Annotated in this window: 17 protein-coding genes and 4 tRNA genes; 1 reads left to right on the plus strand and 20 read right to left on the minus strand. The window is 52.1% G+C overall.

Going from position 1 to position 23,778, the window contains the following annotated elements; all coding sequences use genetic code 11:
* Positions 1–91 precede the first annotated feature (91 nt).
* From fusA to ACYVAC_RS05840, 3 genes are all read right to left on the minus strand, one after another.
* Positions 92–2,209 carry an elongation factor G gene (gene fusA, locus ACYVAC_RS05830; RefSeq protein ID WP_461096658.1) on the minus strand — a complete coding sequence of 706 codons (2,118 nt, stop codon included), beginning with the start codon at positions 2,207–2,209 and terminating at the stop codon, positions 92–94.
* Between the two features lie 326 nt (positions 2,210–2,535).
* A complete protein-coding gene (locus ACYVAC_RS05835) occupies positions 2,536–3,225 on the minus strand; it encodes a LexA family transcriptional regulator (RefSeq protein WP_461096659.1) in 690 nt (229 codons plus the stop codon).
* A 177-nt stretch (positions 3,226–3,402) separates the two neighbouring features.
* A complete protein-coding gene (locus ACYVAC_RS05840; RefSeq protein WP_461096660.1) occupies positions 3,403–4,224 on the minus strand; it encodes an Fpg/Nei family DNA glycosylase in 822 nt (273 codons plus the stop codon).
* Between the two features lie 336 nt (positions 4,225–4,560).
* On the opposite strand from ACYVAC_RS05840, the gene ACYVAC_RS05845 reads away from it, so the two are divergent.
* Positions 4,561–5,499, plus strand: coding sequence for a hypothetical protein (locus tag ACYVAC_RS05845; protein WP_461097007.1), 939 nt, complete (start codon positions 4,561–4,563; stop codon positions 5,497–5,499).
* A 69-nt stretch (positions 5,500–5,568) separates the two neighbouring features.
* On the opposite strand, the gene ACYVAC_RS05850 is transcribed toward ACYVAC_RS05845, so the two are convergent.
* The 17 genes from ACYVAC_RS05850 to ACYVAC_RS05930 form a co-directional block, all read right to left on the minus strand.
* The gene (locus ACYVAC_RS05850; RefSeq protein ID WP_461096661.1) at positions 5,569–6,009 is read right to left on the minus strand and encodes a hypothetical protein; all 441 of its coding nucleotides are present in this window, start codon (positions 6,007–6,009) and stop codon (positions 5,569–5,571) included.
* Positions 6,010–6,057: 48 nt separating this feature from the next.
* Positions 6,058–6,867 (minus strand): transglutaminase domain-containing protein, encoded by an 810-nt coding sequence (locus ACYVAC_RS05855; RefSeq protein ID WP_461096662.1) that lies wholly within the window; start codon positions 6,865–6,867, stop codon positions 6,058–6,060.
* 189 nt (positions 6,868–7,056) lie between these two features.
* The gene (gene rpoC, locus ACYVAC_RS05860) at positions 7,057–11,427 is read right to left on the minus strand and encodes a DNA-directed RNA polymerase subunit beta' (RefSeq protein ID WP_461096663.1); all 4,371 of its coding nucleotides are present in this window, start codon (positions 11,425–11,427) and stop codon (positions 7,057–7,059) included.
* Positions 11,428–11,545: 118 nt separating this feature from the next.
* Positions 11,546–15,415, minus strand: coding sequence for a DNA-directed RNA polymerase subunit beta (gene rpoB, locus ACYVAC_RS05865; RefSeq protein WP_461096664.1), 3,870 nt, complete (start codon positions 15,413–15,415; stop codon positions 11,546–11,548).
* Positions 15,416–15,666: 251 nt separating this feature from the next.
* Positions 15,667–16,053 carry a 50S ribosomal protein L7/L12 gene (gene rplL, locus ACYVAC_RS05870; protein WP_461096665.1) on the minus strand — a complete coding sequence of 129 codons (387 nt, stop codon included), beginning with the start codon at positions 16,051–16,053 and terminating at the stop codon, positions 15,667–15,669.
* 58 nt (positions 16,054–16,111) lie between these two features.
* Positions 16,112–16,645 (minus strand): 50S ribosomal protein L10, encoded by a 534-nt coding sequence (rplJ, locus tag ACYVAC_RS05875; protein WP_461096666.1) that lies wholly within the window; start codon positions 16,643–16,645, stop codon positions 16,112–16,114.
* Positions 16,646–16,648: 3 nt separating this feature from the next.
* Complete coding sequence (gene rplA, locus ACYVAC_RS05880; RefSeq protein WP_461096667.1) at positions 16,649–17,347, minus strand: 50S ribosomal protein L1; 699 nt, start codon at positions 17,345–17,347, stop codon at positions 16,649–16,651.
* A gap of 25 nt (positions 17,348–17,372) precedes the next feature.
* Positions 17,373–17,816 carry a 50S ribosomal protein L11 gene (gene rplK / locus ACYVAC_RS05885; RefSeq protein ID WP_461096668.1) on the minus strand — a complete coding sequence of 148 codons (444 nt, stop codon included), beginning with the start codon at positions 17,814–17,816 and terminating at the stop codon, positions 17,373–17,375.
* A gap of 156 nt (positions 17,817–17,972) precedes the next feature.
* Positions 17,973–18,533, minus strand: a complete 561-nt coding sequence (gene nusG / locus ACYVAC_RS05890; protein ID WP_461096669.1) for a transcription termination/antitermination protein NusG — start codon at positions 18,531–18,533, stop codon at positions 17,973–17,975.
* Between the two features lie 76 nt (positions 18,534–18,609).
* Positions 18,610–18,801: a preprotein translocase subunit SecE gene (gene secE, locus ACYVAC_RS05895; RefSeq protein WP_461096670.1), complete on the minus strand. Its 192-nt coding sequence runs from the start codon at positions 18,799–18,801 to the stop codon at positions 18,610–18,612.
* A gap of 15 nt (positions 18,802–18,816) precedes the next feature.
* Positions 18,817–18,890, minus strand: a tRNA-Trp gene (locus ACYVAC_RS05900).
* A gap of 131 nt (positions 18,891–19,021) precedes the next feature.
* Positions 19,022–20,209: an elongation factor Tu gene (tuf, locus tag ACYVAC_RS05905; RefSeq protein WP_461096671.1), complete on the minus strand. Its 1,188-nt coding sequence runs from the start codon at positions 20,207–20,209 to the stop codon at positions 19,022–19,024.
* A 159-nt stretch (positions 20,210–20,368) separates the two neighbouring features.
* A tRNA-Thr gene (locus ACYVAC_RS05910) sits at positions 20,369–20,440 on the minus strand.
* Between the two features lie 105 nt (positions 20,441–20,545).
* Positions 20,546–20,621: transfer RNA gene (locus ACYVAC_RS05915), tRNA-Gly, on the minus strand.
* 102 nt (positions 20,622–20,723) lie between these two features.
* A tRNA-Tyr gene (locus ACYVAC_RS05920) sits at positions 20,724–20,809 on the minus strand.
* Positions 20,810–21,046: 237 nt separating this feature from the next.
* Complete coding sequence (locus ACYVAC_RS05925; RefSeq protein ID WP_461096672.1) at positions 21,047–21,562, minus strand: hypothetical protein; 516 nt, start codon at positions 21,560–21,562, stop codon at positions 21,047–21,049.
* Positions 21,563–21,666: 104 nt separating this feature from the next.
* Positions 21,667–23,733, minus strand: a complete 2,067-nt coding sequence (locus ACYVAC_RS05930) for a M13 family metallopeptidase (protein WP_461096673.1) — start codon at positions 23,731–23,733, stop codon at positions 21,667–21,669.
* Positions 23,734–23,778: the final 45 nt, after the last annotated feature.

Here is a 23,778-nt window from a genome sequence, read left to right on the forward strand (position 1 = left end):
GAAACATCGCTGTCGAAAGAACCATTTACTCCGGCAGGACACAAAAAATGGGCAGCCGTTCAGCAGAACGACCGCCCAATGTCAATAGCAATTAGTTTCGGCTGCTCCCCTTCTCTTTGGCCACAACGGCGTCAGAGATGTTCTGCGGAACAACTTCATAGTGCGAGAAGGTCAGGTTGGCAGTTGCCCGGCCCGACGACATCGTGCGCAGATCAGTTACGTAGCCGAACAGCTCCGACAGAGGAACGTCAGCCTTGATAACCTGCGAACCGGCTTTCGTATCCATACCTTTCATCACACCCCGGCGACGGTTGAGGTCACCCGTGATTGGACCGGTGTATTCTTCCGGCGTCAGTACTTCAACAGCCATGATCGGTTCGAGCAGTTTCGGACCAGCCTGGCGAGCCGCTTCACGGAAGCCCAGACGGGCAGCCATTTCAAACGACAGCGAGTCGGAGTCAACGTCGTGGTACGAACCGTGGAACAGACGTACTTTCATGCTTTCCAGCGGGAAGCCGGCAAGCGGGCCGTTTTTCAGCGACTCGTCGAATCCTTTCTGGATAGCAGGGATGAATTCGCGGGGGATAACACCACCAACGATACCGTTTACGAAGTCAAGACCAGGTTGAACAATACCGGCTTCGTCTTCCGAGCGGGGCCCGAGTTCGAATACGATGTCGGCGAATTTACCGCGACCACCCGTCTGTTTCTTGTAAACTTCGCGGTGTTCGACGTTTTTGGTCAGCTTCTCTTTGTACGCTACCTGGGGGGCACCCTGGTTCACTTCAACCTTGAACTCACGACGCATCCGGTCGATGATAATCTCAAGGTGCAGCTCACCCATACCCCGGATGATGGTTTGGCCGGTTTCGTCGTTCGACTCAACTTTGAGGGTTGGGTCTTCTTCGATCAGCTTACCAATGGCTTTCGAGAAGTTGTCCTGATCGGCCGTTTTCTTAGGCTCGATAGCGTAACCGATAACAGGCTCGGGGAACACCATCGATTCGAGAATGATCGGGTTTTTCTCATCCGACAGGGTATCGCCCGTCTTGATGTCTTTGAAACCGACTACGGCACCGATGTCACCAGCTTCCAGACGCTCGATCTGGTTTTGCTTGTTGGCGTGCATCTGGAAGATACGCGAGATACGCTCTTTGTTGCCCGACCGGTTGTTGAGGATATATGAACCCGACTCCAGTACGCCCGAGTACGAACGAACGAAGCACAGACGACCTACGTAGGGATCGGTAGCAATTTTAAAGGCCAGGGCCGAGAATGGCTCTTCCGACGACGGTTTCCGCGAGATTTCTTCGCCCGTATTTGGATTGGTACCTTTGATGCTCTCTTTGTCGAGGGGCGATGGCAGCAGGGCCATCACGTAATCGAGCATCGTCTGAACGCCTTTGTTTTTGAACGACGAACCGCAAAGCATCGGAACGATCTTCATGCTGATCGTAGCTTTACGCAGGGCAGCCAGGATTTCATCTTCCGAGATCGAGGTTGGATCTTCGAAGTATTTTTCCATCAGGCTGTCATCGAATTCAGCAACCGCTTCCAGCAGCTTTTCGCGCCATTCGGTTGCTTCATCCATCATGTCTTCGGGGATGGGGACAACCTCGAAGGTCATGCCTTTGTCCGACTCATTCCAGACGATACCGCGGAAGTTAACCAGGTCAACAACGCCTTTGAAGTTATCTTCTTCGCCGATTGGCAGCTGAAGGGGGACTGCATACGAGCCCAGCATTTCCTTCACCTGCTTGCACACGTTAAGGAAATCGGCACCCGACCGGTCCATTTTGTTAACGAAGCCCAGACGCGCTACGTTGTAGTTGTTGGCCAGACGCCAGTTGGTCTCCGACTGCGGCTCTACGCCGTCAACGGCACTGAAGAGGAACACCAGACCATCCAGTACGCGCAGCGACCGGTTTACTTCAACCGTAAAGTCAACGTGACCCGGGGTATCGATAATGTTGATGTGGTACTTCTGCTCGCGATAGGTCCAGTCGACAGTGGTAGCAGCCGAAGTAATCGTGATACCACGCTCCTGCTCCTGCTCCATCCAGTCCATGGTAGCAGCGCCGTCGTGTACCTCGCCAATTTTGTGACTTACGCCAGCGTAATACAGAATGCGTTCGGTAGTGGTCGTCTTACCCGCGTCGATGTGGGCAGCGATACCGATGTTTCTCGTGAACTTTAAATCGCGAGCCATTAGCTTGTTATACTGAGAGTTATACGTTTCAAAAACAATTGATTCTTAGCGGCTTGCCTGCCAGGCAGACACCCCCGCAAATCAGGACGCAAAATTACTGAAACTCAACCAGAAAACAAACCCGTCTCCTATATTCTTGCGGCAGCCCAATTATTCTTTTTGTCTGATTGAACGGGCTTATTTGAGCAGTTACAGGGGAGCCAGTCTCCAAAAGGTGCAAAAACACCAACGCGTGCCCGCTACCTTGGTCGGTAACAGACACGCGTTGGCAGCCTGTTTGAATGAGCAGGCATCAGTTGCTGGTGTCTAATTCGTACACCCAAGGCTTATTCTACCGGTGCTTCGACGATGGATACGATTTTCCAGAGCCCCCGGATATCCTGCACGGGTACGGTTACATTACCGCCATTGGGATTATCGGAATGGAGCGTCAGGTAGCGACGCGTAATGATTTCATTGTCGCGAATGCGTTTCACAACAAAGTAATCGCGATACATGACGGCATATACACCGCCCGACTGGTACTCCCAGTCGCTTTCACTGACCGGCACCGCCAGTACCTTGGCGCCGTGGGCCAGTTGCGGGCTCATACTGTTGCCCGAAATCTCGAGGATTACGGGGTTACGATAGTTCCGGGTTATGGCTTTCCGTACTCGAAACGGCTCGGTTTCCAGCGTGCTCCCCCCGTCAGCATAGCTTTCCACGAACGTAGCGTAGAAACGAACCGGCACGAAAGGCACCTCAACAGTATCATCGTCGGCGCTGAGGATCGTGGCATTGGTCTCGGGCGCATTCAGAATAGGCAGACTTCCCCGAATCAGGTAATCAGCACTAATCTGCGGATAGCAGGTCAGCAAGCTCATCATGGTATCGTATGATGGCTTGGCGCGCCCGTTCAGTATGTTGTAAAACTTGGACGGATTCTCGCCTAATTCCTTGGCAATTTGATAAATGGTAATGCCCAGCGCATCAAAAACTAGCTTTAGCCGATTTTGTATGTCCACCGTTTTATTCATTGGATGAGTGTCGTTTACCCTTTCTACCGAATAAGCCTTACAGTCCTATCGTATAACTGCATTATATTTTGGGTAGAATAAGTCAAAACTACAACAAATTACTAGTTATTCTGCGCATACCGGGCTATTTCCCAACGAATCCTGCTGCATCTTGTCCATTCGTTATCAACCGGTTGTTTAAACAGGCAGAACCTGCTCTTTCGGACAATAGTATGTCGTGCGCCCACCTACCACCATGCGGGCTATTTCAGTGCCGCAACGCGGACAATATCGATGGGCCTGTGTTGCCTCATGGGGTGATGTATCCCACTCACGAGCATGGATCAGAAATGACGTTGGAAAGAAACGGTAGGTGGCTTCGTGCCGGATGGCTGTTTCCAGTACCAACCGTATAGCGTTATGAATCGCGCTAATCTGGCCGTCGGTCAGTGTATTGGTTCGTTGCTCAGGATGCACAAAGGCCTGAAACAGTACCTCGTCAACGATCCAGTTACCCAAACCGGCAACCACCTGCTGGTCGAGCAGGGCTGGTTTTACCGCCACCTTACGTCGCCGTAGCCGATCAGTCAGGGTTGGTAACGCTATCTTCAGGCCATCCTCGCCAATTTTTTTCGAAGCCAGATACCCAGCTACAGAGTCGACAAGTCCGACACGTTCAAATTTGCGGGGGCATAAAAATCCCAGATTGAATCCGGTGCCAAACTCGAAAACGATACGGGCAAAGCGTGGACGGTCGACGGACGAATGATAATACTCCAGATCGCCCGTCATTCCGAAGTGCATCCGCACAATCACGGCTGGGTCGTCGGTATAAACAAACAGGTTTTTACCAACCCGTTCGGTGCCCGTAAACTGCCGGCCCTGCAACCGGCTCTGCAATTCTGTATAACTGGTTGTCAGCAGTTTTTTATCCTCGACCTCAATGTGTTGAATCGGTTGGTACAGGGCAGTCGATTCCAGATACTGACGTCTTATTTCGACTTCGGGTAACTCAGGCATATACGGGCTTGTTTCCCTGTATAACGACCCGTTCGGGGGGCTTGTTCACCTGGTTGCACACTGGTTAAAACACGTATTTTTTATAGCTTTTTTTAGGTTACCAGAACCGCGCTTTGGGCGAATCTGTTGTCTGTCAAGCGCTTAATTCTGAACTTTCCAAACCAGACAGCCGTTTTACAGTACAATATCGCCTTGCCTACATACGTTAGGGTACTGCCTGTGCTGCCTTACTAATTACGCATCCATAGCTCACTTTACGACAACTTTTCCCCCTTTGAATGCAATAACCGCTACACGTTTAGAGTGCATGTTAAATCGTTAAACTGGAAAATTGCTATGGAGAATAACAATCCCCAACGATCAAAAACAAACGGCGCCCTGCTGGCTGCGCTCGTCATTATGACGGGACTGGCAGGCGTTTCGAGTTACCTGTATTTTGATCAGAAGAAGGTTGCCGAAAATCAGGAAGTAACTATTTCCGAGCGCGTTGAAGAAATATCGACAACCCGCGTCAAGCTTGATTCGATCTCTACGGCATTGGATGCCAAAATTGCCGAAGTACAAAAGCTGGGTGGCGATGTCAGTGAACTTGAGAAAGTAAAAGCCCAGCTGGAAGAGGATAAAGCCTCCCTTCGTCGGGGCAACCGCGTTTCGCTGGCCAAATACGAAGCCAAAATCAAGCAGTACGAAGCTTTCCTGGTTGAAAAGGATACGCTTATCGCCAACCTACAGCGCGAAAACGTGACCCTCGCTACGAACGTTAAAGTACTCGACGAGGAAAATACGGGTTTGAAAACCGAAAAGCAGAAACTATCGGATTCGGTAACGACCATCGCGACGAAAAACCAGGAACTGTCTACAAAAGTGACCCGGGCGGCTGCACTGAAAGCACAGAATGTCAAAGTTTTCGCTGTAAACGCCAAGGGCAAGGTTAAAGAGGACGATGCTTACAAAGCCAAGCGCCTTGATAAAATCAAGCTGGTTTATACGCTCCTCGATAACCCCCTCACAAAAGAAGAGCCTAAGGAAGTGTTTGTTCGGGTACTGGACCCCAACGGGGCTGTTGTATCGGACATGGCCAATGGTTCCGGCACGTTTAGCGTTGATGGTAACGAAACCATTTACACGACTAAACAGACAGTTAATTACACCAGCAACGGACAAAACGTCGAGTTACTCTACTCGCGCGGCATTCCCTACAAACCGGGTAAATACACAGTTGAACTGTATTCGGAAGGTTTCCGCATTGGTGCAGGAGAGTTTGCCATTCGGTAGGCAACGTTCATTCTATACTTGAAAGGGGCAGCACCAGACGGTGTTGCCCCTTTTTTTGAGCCACAGTGGTTACCGATAGCCTATGAACGACACGCTGTCTGTGCTAGCCTTCAGATTAACTAGCCGCAGTACGTTAGCTTGTGTCTCACGACCGTTATCGGTAAAGATCCGGTCGTTTTGCCAGGTACCAACCAGACGTTTGTCCTGCCACAATTGAATAGCTTCTCCCTGGCGAGTCAGCCGAATGGGCGACAGCGTGAATGATTGATCGGCAGGATAGAAACGGCGAAAAACAACGGTAATGCTGCTATCACCGATGGCCCTGACAGAGGTGCGGGCCATTTTGTCTGATGGCACAGCGACGCAGATCGGGTCGGCGTAGGCGTTGGTTTGGTAATCACCGGCCACCGTTTTTGCCAGCGTAAGCGGATCAACGGGACTCGATTCCTGACACCCAGTCAGTACACTGAGCATCAGACCAGTAGCGACCGAAAGCAGACGTGCGTTCATGGGACGTTTAGTTTTTATCAGGATTCGATTCGGCCACAAAGCGTTGCCTCAGTCTGCATCTTTTTTTGAGGCAACCTCCTCGACAGCATTGACCCACACCCGCATCGTATCGAGGGTCATGGCTCCAAACTGCGTAGTGAAGGCCACATCGGCTGCGTCGCGCCCATAGGCAACGGTGATGCGGTTTCCTTTGGGTTCCCGCTGGGTCGCGTCGAAGGTGTACCACCGTTCGCCAACGTATGCCTCAAACCAGGCGTGCAGGTCCATCGGGTCCAGTTGATACAGGTAACCGACTACCATACGCGCCGGAATGTTCAGCGCGCGGCACAGTGAGATACCCAGATGTGTGAAATCGCGGCATACCCCAACCCGATGTGCAGCCGTATCTACTGCTGACGTACTGGCATTGCTGGTGCCGTACTCATAGCGGATATTGGTATTGATCCAGGCCCGGATTGCTTCCGCCTGATCGTACCCGGGTGCAACTTCCTGCGTAATCTGGCTGGCCAGCTCGCTCAGCATATCCGACTGGCAGTATCGGCTTGGCAGCGTATAGTGCAGCACATCATCCGGCAACTCCTCAACCGGCGAGTAAGGCGCCCCCGGCTCTATATCAATAGTATCGGCGGTCTGAACGGTAGCCGCAAATTGAATCGAGAATGGACCCTCTGGCGCTACCAGCCGTTGGCACAGGTTACCATACATGTCGGTAAATTCCGTCACGTTCACCGCAGGAGTAATCGTGTATTCTTCCCGTACGATCCATTGCCCGGCTCCCGAGCGTGGACGAAGCATTAATATCAGGGGCGTTGGTTCCTGTGCGGTAAATTGTAATTCGCACCCAGCGTCGAGTTGCATAACCTGTCGTGTTATTTTGATTACGTAAGGGGTAAATAAAGTCTTTTGTTCCGGATTCAAGCCATAAACAGTGTCTCTTTTCGGTTTACCGAGGTTTGGGCAACAGCTGTCGGCTTCTACACACGTTCAACAAAAAAAGCCGCCCCGAGTTGATCGGGGCGGCTTTTTTTGTATTTGTACCAGCACTGACTAGGCCAGCGCTTTCTTCTTGCTTTTGGTGAACTGCTCACGCGATTCGGTAATGGTTTCGAGCTCTTCCTTCGAACCAACGATCGCGCTCTGGTACCGGCGGATACCCGTACCAGCCGGGATCAGGTGACCAACGATAACGTTCTCTTTCAGACCGTCGAGGTGGTCACGCTTGCCACGGATCGAGGCTTCGCTCAGTACTTTCGTCGTTTCCTGGAACGAAGCGGCCGAGATGAAGCTGTCGGTACCCAGCGACGACTGCGTGATACCCATCAGCGTTGGCTGCGATACGGCAGCCATGGCATCGCGCACTTGCACCAGGGCCATGTCGCGCCGTTTCAGGCTCGAGTTCTCGTCGCGGAGCTGACGGCTCGTCAGAATCTGACCTGGTTTTACGTTTGGCGAATCACCGGCGTCCATAACCACTTTCGCGTCGAGGATCTTGTCGTTTTCTTCGCGGAACGCCCACTTATCAACTACCTGACCTTCGAGGAAGTTGGTATCGCCCGAATCGATGATCTCAACTTTCTGCATCATTTGCCGCACAATGGCTTCAATGTGCTTGTCGTTGATTTTTACACCCTGCAGGCGGTATACTTCCTGAATCTCGTTCACCAGATACTCCTGAACAGCAGTCGGGCCTTTGATGGCCAGAATGTCGCTCGGCGTAATGGCTCCGTCAGACAGGGGAGCACCAGCCCGTACGAAGTCGTTGTCCTGTACCAGGATGAACTTCGAGAGCGGTACCAGGTATTTTTTCTTCGTGCCGTCTTTCGACTCGATGAAAATCTCCCGGTTACCCCGTTTGATCGTTCCGTACGTAACTACGCCATCGATCTCGCTCACAACCGCCGGGTTCGACGGGTTACGTGCTTCGAACAGTTCCGTTACGCGGGGCAGACCACCCGTAATGTCGCGGGTTTTACCCACGTTCCGGGGAATCTTCGCCAGCGGCTGACCAGCTTTGATTTTTTGGCCTTCCTTGACGACCAGACGCGACCCAACCGGCAGGTTGTAGCTCTTCTGAAGCAGACCACCTGCGTCGGTGTCCTGCAGGTGCAGCGACAGCGTTGTGGTGCCCTGAACAACGATAGCCGGGTTTTTGGCCTTGTCACGGGTCTCGATGATGACCATCTCCTGGAAGCCCGTCTGTTCGTCAAATTCTTCGCGATAGGTGATACCGTCTTCGATCGCATCGAAGTGCAGTGTACCCGTCAGCTCCGACAGAATAACGGCGTTATAAGGATCCCACGCGCAGATGTCGTCGCCTTTCTTCACCATGTCGCCGTCTTTCACTCGCAGGAACGCGCCGTAAGGAACGTTGTTGCTGATGAATACGATATTGCGGTCTTCGGGGCTAACGATCCGAACTTCGCCCGAGCGGCCCATAACAACCGTCTGTGGGTTTCCTTCGTTGTCTTCCGACTCAACCGTACGCATTTCTTCGAATTCGATCAGACCGTCGAACTTAGCTTTGATCGACGCGTCGACCGCAATGTTCGAAGCCGTACCACCCACGTGGAACGTACGCAGGGTAAGCTGAGTACCTGGCTCACCAATCGACTGCGAGGCAATCACACCCACGGCTTCGCCGATGTCGACCATGCGGCCCGAAGCCAGGTTGCGACCATAACACTTGGCGCAGACACCCTGACGCGATTCGCAGGTCAGTACCGACCGGATTTCAACCGTTTCGATGCTCGTTTCGTCGATCGCTGCGGCAATCTCTTCCGTGATCAGTTCACCCGAACCAACCAGCTTCAGTGGTTTGCCTTCTTCATCTTTCTTGAGCGGATCAAAGATATCATGTACCGTGGTGCGGCCCAGAATCCGTTCCGACAGGGGTTCGACGATGTCTTCGTTATCTTTCAGAGCCGACACCTGCAGGCCGCGCAGCGTACCACAGTCGTCTTCGCTGATGATTACATCCTGTGCTACGTCGTGCAGACGACGGGTCAGGTAACCGGCATCGGCCGTTTTCAGCGCCGTATCGGCCAGACCTTTCCGGGCACCGTGTGTCGAGATAAAGTACTCGAGTACGTCGAGCCCTTCTTTGAAGTTCGACAGAATCGGGTTTTCGATAATCTCACCAACCGACCCCTGGAGGTTTTTCTGCGGCTTGGCCATCAGGCCCCGCATACCGCCCAGCTGACGAATCTGCTCACGCGAACCACGGGCTCCCGAGTGCATCATCATGTAGATCGAGTTGAAACCACCCTGATCGGCTTCGAGCTGCTTCATCAGCGTCTCGGTCAGCCGGGAGTTCACGCGCGTCCAGATATCGATGACCTGGTTGTAGCGTTCGTTCTCCGTGATCAGACCCATCAGGTAGTTATCCCAGACACTTTGTACCTCAGCTTTCGCTTCGTCAACGAGTCCCTGTTTAGCTTCCGGAATCATAACGTCGCTCAAGCCGATCGACAGACCACCTTTGAACGCCATCTGGAACCCGAGTTCTTTGATTTCGTCGAGGAACTGAGCCGTACGGGCACCACCCGAAATCTTAAAGATCAGGGCAATGATCTGCTGCAGCTTTTTCTTCGTCAGCAGTTCGTTGATGTAGCCTACTTCTTCCGGAACAGCCTGGTTGAACAGCAGTCGGCCGGCAACCGTATCGATCACCTTGTAGACCAGTTCACCACTCTCGTCCCGAACGCGAACCCGGCACTTGATATTGGCGTGTTTCGACACTTTCCCTTCGTTGATACCGATGATTACCTCTTCGGCACCATAGAAGGTCATGCCTTCACCCGCAATCGGATACTCCGGAATGCTCTTACGCCCTTTCGTTACGTAATACAGACCCAGTACCATGTCCTGCGACGGTACCGTGATCGGCGCACCGTTGGCCGGGTTAAGAATGTTGTGCGATGCCAGCATCAACAGCGAAGCCTCCAGAACAGCTTCCTGCCCCAGTGGTACGTGCACAGCCATCTGGTCACCGTCAAAGTCAGCGTTGAAAGCCGTACAGACGAGGGGGTGCAGCTGAATTGCTTTACCTTCGATCAGTTTGGGCTGGAACGCCTGAATACCTAACCGGTGCAGCGTTGGAGCCCGGTTGAGCAGTACAGGGTGTCCTTTCAGTACGTTTTCCAGAATATCCCAGATAACAGGATCTTTCCGGTCTACGATTTTCTTTGCCGATTTCACCGTTTTCACAATTCCCCGCTCAATAAGCTTACGAATCACAAACGGCTTGAAAAGCTCGGCGGCCATGTCTTTCGGCAGACCGCACTCATGCAGTTTCAGTTCAGGACCAACCACGATAACCGAACGACCTGAATAGTCGACACGTTTACCGAGCAGGTTTTGCCGGAAACGACCCTGCTTCCCTTTCAGCATATCCGACAGCGATTTCAGCGCGCGGTTGCCTTCCGAACGAACAGCGTTTACTTTCCGCGAATTGTCGAACAGCGAGTCAACAGCCTCCTGAAGCATCCGCTTTTCGTTACGCAAAATTACCTCGGGCGCTTTGATCTCGATCAGGCGTTTCAGACGGTTGTTCCGAATGATAACGCGCCGGTACAGATCGTTCAGGTCAGACGTAGCAAACCGGCCACCGTCGAGGGGGACGAGCGGGCGCAGTTCGGGCGGAATAACCGGCACCATCTTGATGATCATCCACTCGGGACGGTTCTCGATGCGGCCATTGGCTTCCCGGAACGCTTCTACGACTTTCAGGCGTTTAAGCGCTTCGGCTTTCCGTTGTTGCGACGTGTCAGTAGCGGCAGCGTGGCGCAGCGAGTACGACAGCTCGTCGAGTTGCACGCGCGACAGAAGCATCTCCAGTGCCTCGGCCCCCATCTTGGCGATGAATTTGTTCGGGTCCTTATCGTCGAGATGCTGGTTGCTGCTGGGCAGTTTGTCGATAATGTCCAGGTATTCGTCTTCGGTCAGAAAGTCGAGCTGGTTGATACCGTCTTCAGCCTTTACACCGGGCTGAACAACGATATACCGTTCGTAATAAATGATCTGGTCGAGTTTCTTGGTCGAAAGGCCGAGCAGATATCCGATTTTGTTGGGCAGCGAGCGGAAATACCAGATGTGCGCTACGGGCACCACCAGTTCGATGTGGCCCATACGCTCCCGGCGGACTTTCTTTTCGGTAACCTCCACGCCACAGCGGTCGCAGATGATACCCTTGTAGCGAATCCGCTTATACTTACCGCAGTGACACTCCCAGTCTTTTACAGGACCGAAGATGCGCTCACAGAATAAGCCACCCATCTCCGGCTTGTAAGTCCGGTAGTTGATTGTCTCCGGCTGTGTCACCTCGCCGTAGGAACTCTCCAAAATAGACTCCGGCGACGCCAGACTGATCGTCACGCTGGCAAAATCGCTGTTGAGTTTCTTGTTCTTTTTGAACGACATTGGTTGGAGATTTAACAGTGAAGTCTACAGTTTTCTGTTTACAGTTTTCAGTTGACAAGTGCGGTACCAATCCTACACCCGCCAACTGAAAACGAAAAACTGTAAACTGAAAACTTTATTATTCTAACGTGATTTCAAGCGCCAGGCCACGAAGCTCGTGAACCAGTACGTTGAATGACTCCGGAATGTTCGGCTTCGGCAGGTTCTCCCCTTTTACGATAGCCTCATACGCTTTGGCACGGCCAACTACATCATCCGATTTAACGGTCAGGATTTCCTGCAGGATGTTTGATGCCCCGAAAGCCTCGAGCGCCCACACTTCCATCTCGCCAAACCGCTGACCTCCGAACTGCGCCTTACCACCCAGCGGCTGCTGCGTGATGAGCGAGTATGGACCGATCGAACGGGCGTGCATCTTGTCGTCGACCAGGTGACCCAGTTTCAGCATGTAGATGATACCCACCGTTACGGGTTGGTCAAAGCGTTCGCCCGTCAGACCGTTGTAGAGGTACGTACGACCAAACGAAGGCAGACCTGCTTCATTCAGCTCATCGGCAACCTGCTGCTCCGTCGCTCCGTCAAAAATTGGCGTCGCATATTTCCGGTTCAGTTTCTGGCCAGCCCATGCCAGTACGGTCTCATAAATCTGACCCAGGTTCATCCGGGATGGTACGCCCAGCGGGTTCAGTACGATGTCGACTTTCGTTCCGTCTTCCAGGAAGGGCATGTCCTCGTCCCGTACGATCCGGGCCACAACCCCTTTGTTACCGTGGCGACCAGCCATTTTATCCCCTACTTTCAGCTTACGCTTCTTGGCGATATAAACTTTAGCCAGCTTAACGATACCTGCAGGCAATTCATCGCCCACCTCGAGGGTAAAGCGCTCCCGCTTGAACCGACCCGTGATTTCGCTACGACGGTTGTTGTAGTTCTTCACGAGCGACACAACCATCTGGTTTACCTTCTCGTCGTCGGTCCAGCTTTCGAGGCTGATATCCGACAGGAGGTTGGCTTCTTCCGGAACGGCGTAGCTGCTCTCGTCGCGGTAGTTGTTTTTGTCAGGGAACAGGTTCTCCGTAATGTTCTTCCGGTTGAACTTGACACCCTTGCTCACAATTTCGTCGCCGAATTTGTGCTTCACACCCGCGCTGGTTTTGCCTTCGAGCAGGGCGACCGTTTTCTCGATCATCCGGGCACGGAAGTCGTTCAGCTCCCGGCCGTACTTCTTCATCAGCACCTTTACCTCTTCTTTGTGCTTACCCCGGTCTTCTTTGGCCGGCCGCGCAAACAGTTTGGTATCGATAACCACGCCTTTAAGCGACGGTGGTGCTTTCTTCGATGCATCTTTCACGTCACCGGCCTTATCGCCGAAAATGGCGCGGAGTAGTTTTTCTTCCGGCGTTGGGTCACTCTCCCCTTTCGGCGTGATTTTACCGATCAGGATATCGCCTTCCTTAACTTCCGTACCAATACGAACGATACCGTTCTCATCGAGATTACGAACTGTTTCTTCCGAAACGTTGGGAATTTCTGAGGTCAGTTCTTCTTCACCCCGTTTGGTATCCCGTACTTCGAGTTCAAACTCTTCGATGTGGATCGAGGTAAAGATATCTTCCCGCACAACACGCTCCGAGATCACGATAGCATCCTCGAAGTTGTATCCCTGCCAGGGCATGAAGGCAACCTTCATGTTACGACCCAGTGCCAGCTCGCCGGCCTGCGTTGCGTACCCTTCGCAGAGCACATCGCCTTTCTTCACCTTCTGCCCTTTCAGGACGGTTGGCTTGATGTTGATGCACGTATCCTGGTTGGTACGGCGGAATTTAATCAGGTTGTACGTTTTCCGGTCTTCGTCGAACGATACGGCCATCTGGTCGTCATCGAGGTTGTAACGGACAACGATCTTCGTCGAATCAACGAATTCGATGGTGCCATCTGCTTCAGCAATGACCAGCGTCCGTGAATCGACAGCCACACGTCCTTCCAGACCCGTACCCACGATAGGCGCTTCGGGGCGCAGCAGTGGTACGGCCTGACGCTGCATGTTCGAACCCATCAGGGCCCGGTTGGCATCGTCGTGCTCGAGGAACGGAATCATCGACGCAGCCACCGATACAATCTGGTTGGGTGCAATGTCCATGAACGTCACGTTCGCAGGCTCGGCCATCGGAAAGTCGCCTTCGAAACGAGCCTTCAGACGGTCAACCTGAAAATTACCCTTTTTGTCGACGCCGGCATTTGCCTGAGCAATGTAGTGCGTATCTTCTTCTTCAGCCGTCAGGTACATCACCGGCTTATCCATCGATACCTTCCCGTTTTCAATAACCCGGTACGGCGTTTCGATAAAGCCCATGCTGTTGATCTTGGCGTATACGCATAGCGACGAAATCAGACCAATGTTCGGTCCTTCAGGCGTTTCAATCGTACACAGACGCCCGTAGTGGGTGTAGTGAACGTCACGAACCTCGAAGCCCGCCCGCTCGCGCGACAGACCACCGGGTCCCAGTGCCGACATCCGACGCTTGTGCGTCACCTCGGCCAGCGGGTTGGTTTGGTCCATGAACTGCGACAGCTGGTTTGTGCCGAAGAACGAGTTGATCACCGACGACAATGTACGGGCATTAATCAGGTCAACGGGCTTAAAATCCTCGTTGTCCCGCACGTTCATCCGTTCTTTGATAGTCCGGGCCATACGGGCCAGACCTACGCCGAACTGCGCGTACAGCTGCTCACCAACGGTACGAACCCGCCGGTTGCTCAGGTGGTCAATATCATCGACTACGGCCTTCGAGTTGATCAGACCGATCAGGTACTTCACGATCGAGACAATGTCCTCAGTCGTCAGTACTTTCATGTCCGACGAGATGTCGAGACCCAGCTTCTTGTTGATCCGGTACCGGCCAACGTCACCCAGGTCGTAACGCTTGTCGGAGAAGAACAGGCTCTGGATAATTTCCCGGGCGGCCTGCTCATCGGGCGCATCAGCATTACGCAGCTGCCGATAGATTTGCTCCACCGCTTCTTTTTCAGAGTTGGAGCTATCTTTCTGCAGGGTATTATAAATGATGTTGTAATCGGCCATGTTCATGTCTTCCTTATGCAGGATGACCGACTTCTGGCCCGATTCCGTAATGGTTTCGATATCGTCAACGGAGATAGCCGAGTCACGCTCGAGCAATACTTCGTTCCGGCTGATCGAAACAACTTCGCCCGTATCTTCATCGACGAAGTCTTCCGTCCAGGTGCGCAGTACCCGGGCAGCCAACCGACGACCAATGGCTTTTTTCAGATTGGCAGCCGTTGCGGGCACCTCTTCCGACAGACCAAACAGGTCGAGAATATCTTTGTCGGAGCCAAAACCAATGGCACGCAGCAACGTCGTCACGGGGAATTTCTTCTTCCGATCGATGTATGCATACATGACGTTGTTGACGTCCGTCGAGAACTCAATCCAGGACCCCTTGAACGGGATGATCCGAGCTGAGTACAGTTTGGTACCGTTGGTATGTTTGCTCATTGAGAAGAACACACCTGGCGAGCGGTGAAGCTGCGAAACAATCACCCGTTCGGCTCCGTTAATGACAAACGAGCCTTTCTCGGTCATATATGGGATGTTGCCCAGAAACACTTCCTGCTCAATCGTTTCAAAATCCTCGTTGTCAGGATCGTTGTTCGAGAGCCGCAGTTTCGCTTTCAGCGGTACAGAATAGGTAAGTCCCCGGTCGATCGATTCATCGACTGAATACTTCGGTGGGTCAACCGAATAATCGATAAACTCCAGTTTGAAGTTTTCGCGGGAATCAGAAATTGGGAAGTTTTCCTGAAAAACCTTGAACAGCCCCTCTTCCGACCGTTGGTTGGAAGGCGTGTCAAGCTGGAAAAAATCTTTGAAGGATTTTACTTGAATATCCAGAAAGTCGGGATACCCAATCACTGGCTGAATCGTCGCAAAGTTTTTGCGCGTACTGATTTTCGCGTTTGTAGCCAAGATTGTACTTCGTTTAGTTGCGTAACCGATTCTCAATGAGTGTGTTGCGAAGCGTTGCTACAGCACTCGAACTAAGCGGCTATTCGAGACCCCAGGTGTCAACCAACCCAAGGGGCGTAAATAGACAACGTAAGGCAATAAGATTAAGTTTGTCTTTTGCAAGTGCATAGACAAAAAATCTCTAAGCAGGAAAAGACCAGACATAATGTCTGGCCTCTCCTGCTTAGAGCGGTATGTGAATGAGCAGTTGCTTACTTCACTTCTACTTCAGCACCAGCTTCTTCGAGTTGCTTGCGCAGCGATTCAGCTTCGTCTTTGGCAACGCCTTCTTTAACTGGTTTTGGAGCACCGTCAACCAGTTCTTTAGCTTCTTTCAGGCCCAGACCGGTCAGGTCTTTAACCAGTTTCACCACAGCCAGTTTAGCAGCACCAGCCGACTTCAGGATCACGTCGAACGACGTTTTCTCAGCCGCAGCGGGAGCACCATCACCGGCGCCAGCGCCACCACCAGCAACCATTACCGGAGCTGCAGCAGCCGGCTCGATGCCATACTCATCTTTCAGAATGGTAGCCAGTTCGTTTACTTCTTTAACCGTCAGGCTTACAAGCTGCTCAGCGAACGCTTTCAAATCTGCCATTGTCGTATTCTAAATTTGATTGTGATACAAGATTGAGATTAACCTATCGGAAGGAAAATTAAGCGGCTTCCTCGCGCTCCGACAGCGTCTTGAGGATACCGGCCAGTTTGTTGCCACCGCCCTGGAGTGCCGAGATAACATTCTTGGCAGGCGACTGCAGCAGACCAACGATCTCGCCGATGAGTTCTTCGCGGCTCTTCAGCGCGATGAGGGTATCGAGTTGATCGGCTCCAATGAAGAGACTGCTGTCGATCGACGCACCTTTCAGTTGGAGTTTGTCACTGGTCTTCCGGAATTCTTTAATCAATTGGGCCGGTGCTTTACCGTTTTCGGCGTGAAACATCACTGCCGACTGGCCTTGCAGCACCGTATCGTTGAACGGCGTATAATCCGTATCGAGGGTTTCGAGTGCTTTTTTGATGAAGGTATTCTTCACCACTTTGTACTCAATGCCCCGCTCAAAACACATCCGACGGAGGTTGTTGGTTTCAGCAACCGTCATGCCATTGGCTTCCGTGATGTAGAAGAAGGGAGTCGACTGAAACTTACCAGTCAATTCCTCAATAATTGCTCCTTTGCCCTCGCGCTTCATGGCTTAAATTCCGGCTACTGTGCCTTTATCAATCGTTACTCCCGGACTCATCGTGCTCGACAGGTTAATCGTCTTCACGTATGTACCCTTGGCCGACGAAGGCTTTAGACGCATCAGCGTGGCGATAATTTCCTGCGCGTTCTCGGCCAGCTTTTCGGGCGAGAACGATACTTTACCAATGCTGGTATGAATGATACCGGTTTTGTCGACTTTAAAGTCGATTTTACCAGCCTTCACCTCACGAACAGCTTTGCCAACTTCGGGCGTTACCGTACCCGATTTCGGGTTTGGCATCAGCCCACGAGGACCCAGTACTTTACCCAGACGACCAACTTTGGCCATTACGTTTGGCATCGTGATAATCACGTCGACATCCGTCCAGCCTTGTTCAATCTTCTGAATGTAATCGTCCAGACCTACGAAGTCAGCACCAGCTTCTTTCGCTTCGTTTTCCTTGTCCGGCGTGCAGAGCACCAGAACGCGAACCGTTTTACCTGTACCATGTGGCAGCGTGGCAACGCCCCGTACCATTTGGTCGGCTTTACGCGGATCGACGCCCAACCGAACATCAATATCCACAGAAGCATCGAATTTGGTGTACGAGATCTCCTTCAGAATACCAGCTGCCTGTTCGAGCGAATATTCCTTAGCAGCGTCATACTTCGACAGTGCTTCTTTTTGTTTTTTCGTTAACTTAGCCATCTCTGTGTTTGCCTCAGCAAGTCTATTAGTTCTCGAAGGGCGCAGCACCCGTCACCGTGATACCCATGCTGCGGGCCGTTCCGGCCACCTGACGCATTGCCGACTCAACCGTGAAGGCGTTCAAATCGGGCATCTTCGTTTCCGCGATCGTCCGGATTTGGTCCCACGTTACTGAGCCAACTTTGTTGCGGTTTGGTTGAGCAGAGCCGCCTTTCAGCTTAGCTGCTTCCATCAGCAGAATCGGCGCGGGCGGAGTTTTGATGACGAAATCAAAGGATTTATCCTTGTAATACGTAATCAAAACCGGCAACACCATACCCATTTTGTCCTGCGTACGGCCGTTGAACTGCTTGCAGAATTCCATGATATTCAAACCCTTGGAACCCAGTGCCGGACCGATTGGAGGTGAGGGGTTGGCCTGCCCGCCTTTGACTTGGAGCTTTACGTAGCCACCTACTTCTTTTGCCATTGTTCTGGTTAATTTATGATTTCTGATTACAGGTTGCCCATCCGGTAGTCACATACCCGCAATGAGCACTCATTCACCATAAACCAAGCTGGTTTGGTCGTTTGTCCTCTGAGGGAAGCATAGAACGCCCGACCGGGTGGATAGCCAGCGTTGCCGCTAGTTTTCCTTTTCTACTTGCGCGTAACTGAGTTCTACCGGAGTATTCCGGCCAAATATTTTTACAACGACGTTCAGTTTCTTCCGGTCGTCAAAAACTTCTTCTACTGTGCCAATGAAACCGCCAAACGGCCCATCCACAACCTTGATTGATTCACCTTTCAGATAAGCCACCGTTGGAGCCGCGATTTCCTGCGCTTCTTCTTCAGCTTTACCCAGGATTCGCCGTACTTCTGCTTCGCGCAGAGGAACGGGTACTTTCGATGTCGTGCCTACCTGTGAGTTGCCGAGAAAGCCGAGTACACCGGGCATGTTCAGGATCATGTCGAGTGCCCGGTTGTTGCCGAGATCAGCGGAGATCAGAATATATCCCGGAAAAAACGATTTCTCCCGAACGCGCTTCTTACCGTTACGCATTTCGTAGACCTTCTCAGCCGGAATCAGAACCTGGGGAATAACTTCGTCCAGGTTTTGCCGGAGAATTTCGTTATCGAGGTATGATTTGATTTTCTTCTCCTGCCCCGATACGGCCCGAATGACGTACCACTGTATGCCGCTCATATTGGTAAATGATTATGATTGATGACTGCCGGACAATCAGTCGGTATGACGATGGTCCATGCCCCCTCCATCATAGTTAAAACGACTGATAGAAGGCGTTGAGCGCATTCTCGAACACAACATCAATCAGCCCGACCATCAGCGCAAAAATCAGCGAGGCTACCAGTACCAGTGTCGAGCTGGACTGCAGTTCGCTGAATTTAGGCCAAGTAACGTTGTGCTGAACTTCCTCCCAGGAGGCCTTCAGAAACGAAATAAACTTGTCCATTGTCAGAATAGGAATTGGCACGGGTGGAGAGATTCGAACTCCCATCAACGGTTTTGGAGACCGCTATTCTACCCTTGAACTACACCCGTATGGTACGCGTCGTGCGACTACCTAAAAAAAGTCCGTAACGGTTGCTTCCGAAACGGACTGCAAAAGTACGAAATAATCTTAAAAAACAAGTGCATTTCCGTTAAGAAATGCACTTGTTCTAAGCTACTTACTAGTCGAGAATTTCCGTTACCTGACCAGCACCAACGGTGCGACCACCTTCGCGGATAGCGAAACGGAGACCTTTCTCCATGGCGATTTTGTTGATCAGGTTTACTTCGATCGTGATGTTATCGCCTGGCATAACCATCTCTACGTTGGCTGGCAGCGAGATCTCACCCGTTACATCCGTGGTACGGAAGTAGAACTGAGGGCGGTACTTGTTGAAGAACGGCGTGTGACGGCCACCTTCTTCTTTCGACAGTACGTAAACCTCAGCTTTGAATTTCATGTGCGGGGTTACCGAACCAGGCTTACAGATAACCATACCACGACGGATATCGGTTTTCTCAATACCACGGAGCAGCAGACCTACGTTGTCACCAGCTTCGCCACGGTCCAGAATTTTCCGGAACATTTCAACACCGGTTACAACCGACTTCAGGTTTTCAGCACCCATACCGAGGATTTCGACAGGTTCCCCCGAGTTGATTACACCACGCTCGATACGGCCGGTAGCAACCGTACCACGACCCGTGATCGAGAATACGTCCTCGACAGGCATCAGGAATGGCAGGTCGGTCTGACGGGGAGGAAGGGGGATAAAGCTATCCACGTTGTCCATCAGATCTTCAATGGTTTTAACCCATTTAGCGTCGCCGTTCAGACCACCCAGTGCCGAACCCTGGATAACAGGGATGTTGTCACCGTCGAAGTTGTAGAAGCTCAGCAGTTCACGGATTTCCATTTCAACCAGTTCCAGCAGTTCAGGATCGTCGACCATATCGACTTTGTTCATGAACACAACCAGCTGGGGAACGCCTACCTGGCGGGCGAGCAGGATGTGCTCACGCGTCTGGGGCATTGGTCCGTCGGTAGCAGCTACCACGAGGATAGCGCCATCCATTTGAGCGGCACCCGTTACCATGTTTTTCACATAGTCAGCGTGGCCTGGGCAGTCAACGTGCGCATAGTGGCGGTTAGCCGTAGCGTACTCAACGTGCGATGTATTGATGGTGATACCCCGTTCTTTTTCTTCGGGGGCGTTGTCAATCGAGGAGAAGTCCCGAATTGCGGCCAGACCCTTTTCGGCCAGCACTTTCGTAATGGCAGCCGTCAGCGTCGTTTTACCGTGGTCAACGTGACCAATCGTACCGATGTTTACGTGCGGTTTCGAGCGGTCAAAATTCTCTTTTGCCATGTTTTTAAAACGCTATTGTGAACTGTTTTTGTTTTTGGATGAACTCGCTGAACATAAAATTAAGCCAGACGATATCATCTTCTCACAGAATATGACACCGTTTTGGCTTAAAAACCGCACGGGCGGCCCCGTCAAAAAGACTTCACACCGGAAGTCCTGAGCCGTTACGGGGACTTGAACCCCGGACCTCTTCCTTACCAAGGAAGTGCTCTACCGCTGAGCTATAACGGCTTGTAAGAACGCTGTAAAGTCTTGCAGTCACCAGGCTGTACAGTTTGTCATCAGCAGGCTGAAGGCTCTACAACAGTTAACTATGCAACTTTTCAACTTAGTCCTTGGAGCGGAAGACGGGTCTCGAACCCGCAACCTATAGCTTGGAAGGCTATCGCTCTACCAATTGAGCTACTTCCGCAAAAGCGGAGTTAGATAGTTAAACCGTTGCACAGTCGCAGGGCCGGCTCTCGCCTTTCGCTACGTTTTGACCTGCTAACGCTTAAACTTTATAACGTCCAGTTGGTGGGGAGTGGAGGATTCGAACCTCCGAAGGCGTACGCCAGCAGATTTACAGTCTGATCCATTTGGCCACTCTGGAAACTCCCCAAAAGCACTGTCAATGAACAATTCCCGCCCCCTGCCGGGTTTGGAGTTGCAAAATTACACAGTTTCGTGGTGTTGTCAACACATGCTTTCAAAATAATTCAGAATATTCTCGTCGACAGCACTCACAATAGGCAAAAAACTTCGCTTTTGATTTTGTCAAGCACTTGACAGTCAAGCCATTCATGGCAGATAAAATTGTTTTACCCGCGTCTGAAAAATCTCATCCAGCTGCGTCGATCATGACTCACTCAGGCGACGGCCGTCGGGATAGGTCAGTTCAGCAATCCGCCAGCGGCTTTGATCGATCCGCACCAGTTCGACCTTGATTTCCTGTGGTTTACCGGCCTTCTGGAAGGTGACATACACTACAGCCCTGGTGCCCCCGACCGCTGCAGGCTCGACCCAGATTTTACTCACATCCGTATCGGATACACCCAGCAGTGGATTGATGCCGGCTGCTCTTCTGCCCTGGCGAGCCCAGATATGATTGGCCAGGGCAGGCGCAAAAAACTGATCGACTACCCCCCGATCCCGGGTTTCGCGCAGGGGATTTTCTTTTTTGCTGTGTTCGAAGTACAGTGCTCGTACCAACCGGTCGGCGGCTGATCGGGGTGCGTCGGGCCCGGGGCGTTTAGACAGACTGGCAGCGCTATCGTCAACGGCAACTGCGGCTGATGCCGACTCCTGTTTTGGTTTAGACTGGCAGGCCAGCATGCTTAGACCAGCCAGCAACACAAGGGTGTACGAGTTCATGATTTGTCCGTGGGTTTGATACAATAGACCAGACCGCCTGTAAATTACAAAAAAGCCGCATCAGCTGGTGCTGATGCGGCTTCTCCTCTACCAATACTGATTGACTACCAGACCCGAATACGGTCGGCTGGTTTTTTATACATCCGGTTGTCAGGCTGTACATTGAAGGCCTGATACCAGGCATCAATATTTGAGAGCGGCCCGTTGCAGCGGTACATACCCGGTGCATGCGGATCGGTCATAATGAGCTGTGCCTGAGTTTCGGGCAGTACGTTGATACGCCATACCTGCGCCCATGACAGGAAGAAACGCTGGTCGGGGGTGAAACCATCAATCTTGGTTTTCGATTTGCCCTGGGGCGTCTTCTTGAACGCATCATAAGCAATAGCCAGTCCACCCAGATCGGCCAGATTCTCGCCCAGTGTCAGCTGACCGTTTACTTTCAGCGAATCCAGTACTTTAAAGCCGAAGAATTGCTCTTTCACCTGGTCGGCGCGTTTTTTGAAGTTGTCGGCGTCTGTCTTTGTCCACCAATCGCGCAGGGTACCATCAGCATCGTATTGCCGCCCCGAATCGTCGAAACCGTGGGTCATTTCGTGGCCAATTACGGCGCCGATACCCCCGTAGTTAACAGCGTCATCGGCGTCGAAATCGAAGAAGGGAAACTGCAGAATAGCAGCCGGAAACGCAATCTCGTTGTTGACAGGACTGTAATAGGCATTTACTGTGGGCGGAGTCATGCTCCACTCCGTTTTATCGACAGGCTTACCCAGCCGGTTAAGCATGTAATTGTACGACCAGCGGCTGGCCGATTTCACATTGCCGTAGTAGTCATTGCGGGCAATGGTGACGCCATCGTAGTTTTTCCACTTATCGGGGTAACCGATTTTGCGTTTAAACGACGTAAGCTTGTTGAGCGCCCGTTTTTTGGTTTCATCGCTCATCCAGTCGAGGTTTTTGATGTGCTCTTTGTACGACGCTTCCAGGTTGTCGACCAGGCCCAGCATACGCTGTTTGGCTTCAGGTTTGAAATACGTCTGTACGTAGAGCTGCCCGAGCAGATCGCCCAGCGTCCCATCGATCAGGCCACTCACGCGCTCCCAGCGGGGCGTTTGCACTTTCTGACCCGTCAGCACCCGCGAGAATGCGAAATTCTGTTTCACAAAGGCATCGCTCAGGAAGGGGGCTGCGCCTTTCAGTATGTTCCAGCGCATGTAGGTGCGCAGGTCTTCGATCGGCGTTGCTGTGATGAGGCTGTCGAGCGAATGGTAGAACGCGGGGTTTTGCACCAGTACCGAGTCCTGATTCTTCACCCCAAACTTGGTCAGCTGGTCATTCCAGTTGATACCGGGTGTTTGCTGGTTGAAACCGGCAATGGTCAGTTTGTTGTAGGTCTTGTACGGATCGCGCATCTCGACCCGCGACATCTGCGCCTTGGCCAGTGCGGTTTCGAGCCGCAGCACAACATCAGCATCCTGCGAAGCCTGGGTTGGCTCTTCGCCGATCAGGCCGAACATTTTAGTCAGGTTGTCGACGTAGGCATCACGGATTTTGGTACTACGGGCGTCGTTCTTAAGGTAATAATCACGGTCGGGTAAGGTAGTCCCCCCCTGCCCGAACGAAGGCATGTATTTAGTAACGTTCTTGCGATCCTGCGTGATGCCGAAACCAAACAACATACCGTTGCCCTGTGTGCGCTGGTAAGCCAGTTCGTCGAAGAAGGCCTGTTTATTATTGACTTTTTCGATACGGGCCAGATCTGGTTTGATAGGATCGAAACCGCGTTTCTCGATAGTAGCCGTATCCATACCACTCACGTAGAAATCGCCCACCATCTGATAAAGCCGTCCTTTCGTGGGGGTTTTACTAGCCTCTTCGAGCAGCGACTTCATGGCGTCGAGACTTTTGTCACGCAGTTCATTGAAACTACCCCACGAGGTTTTCGACGCCGGAATGGCGTGCTGTTTCAGCCAGTTTCCATTGGCATACTGGTAAAAATCGTCGCCCGGTTTTACCGACATATCCATGTTTTGGGGATCGATAAACTTCCGGGGACCCGCGGTAACCATTGGCTTGCCCGCTTTAGGGGGCCGAACAATCCAGTGAGCCTCTGCGGTACCCGTGCCCAGTGAAAGAGCCAGAGCTGCCAGCAGCGTTAGTTGTTGATTCATGTATGTAATTGAGTTTAGCTACTTACGCTGTCAAATTTACGGTTT

It is taken from the genome of Spirosoma luteolum, assembly GCF_054778875.1.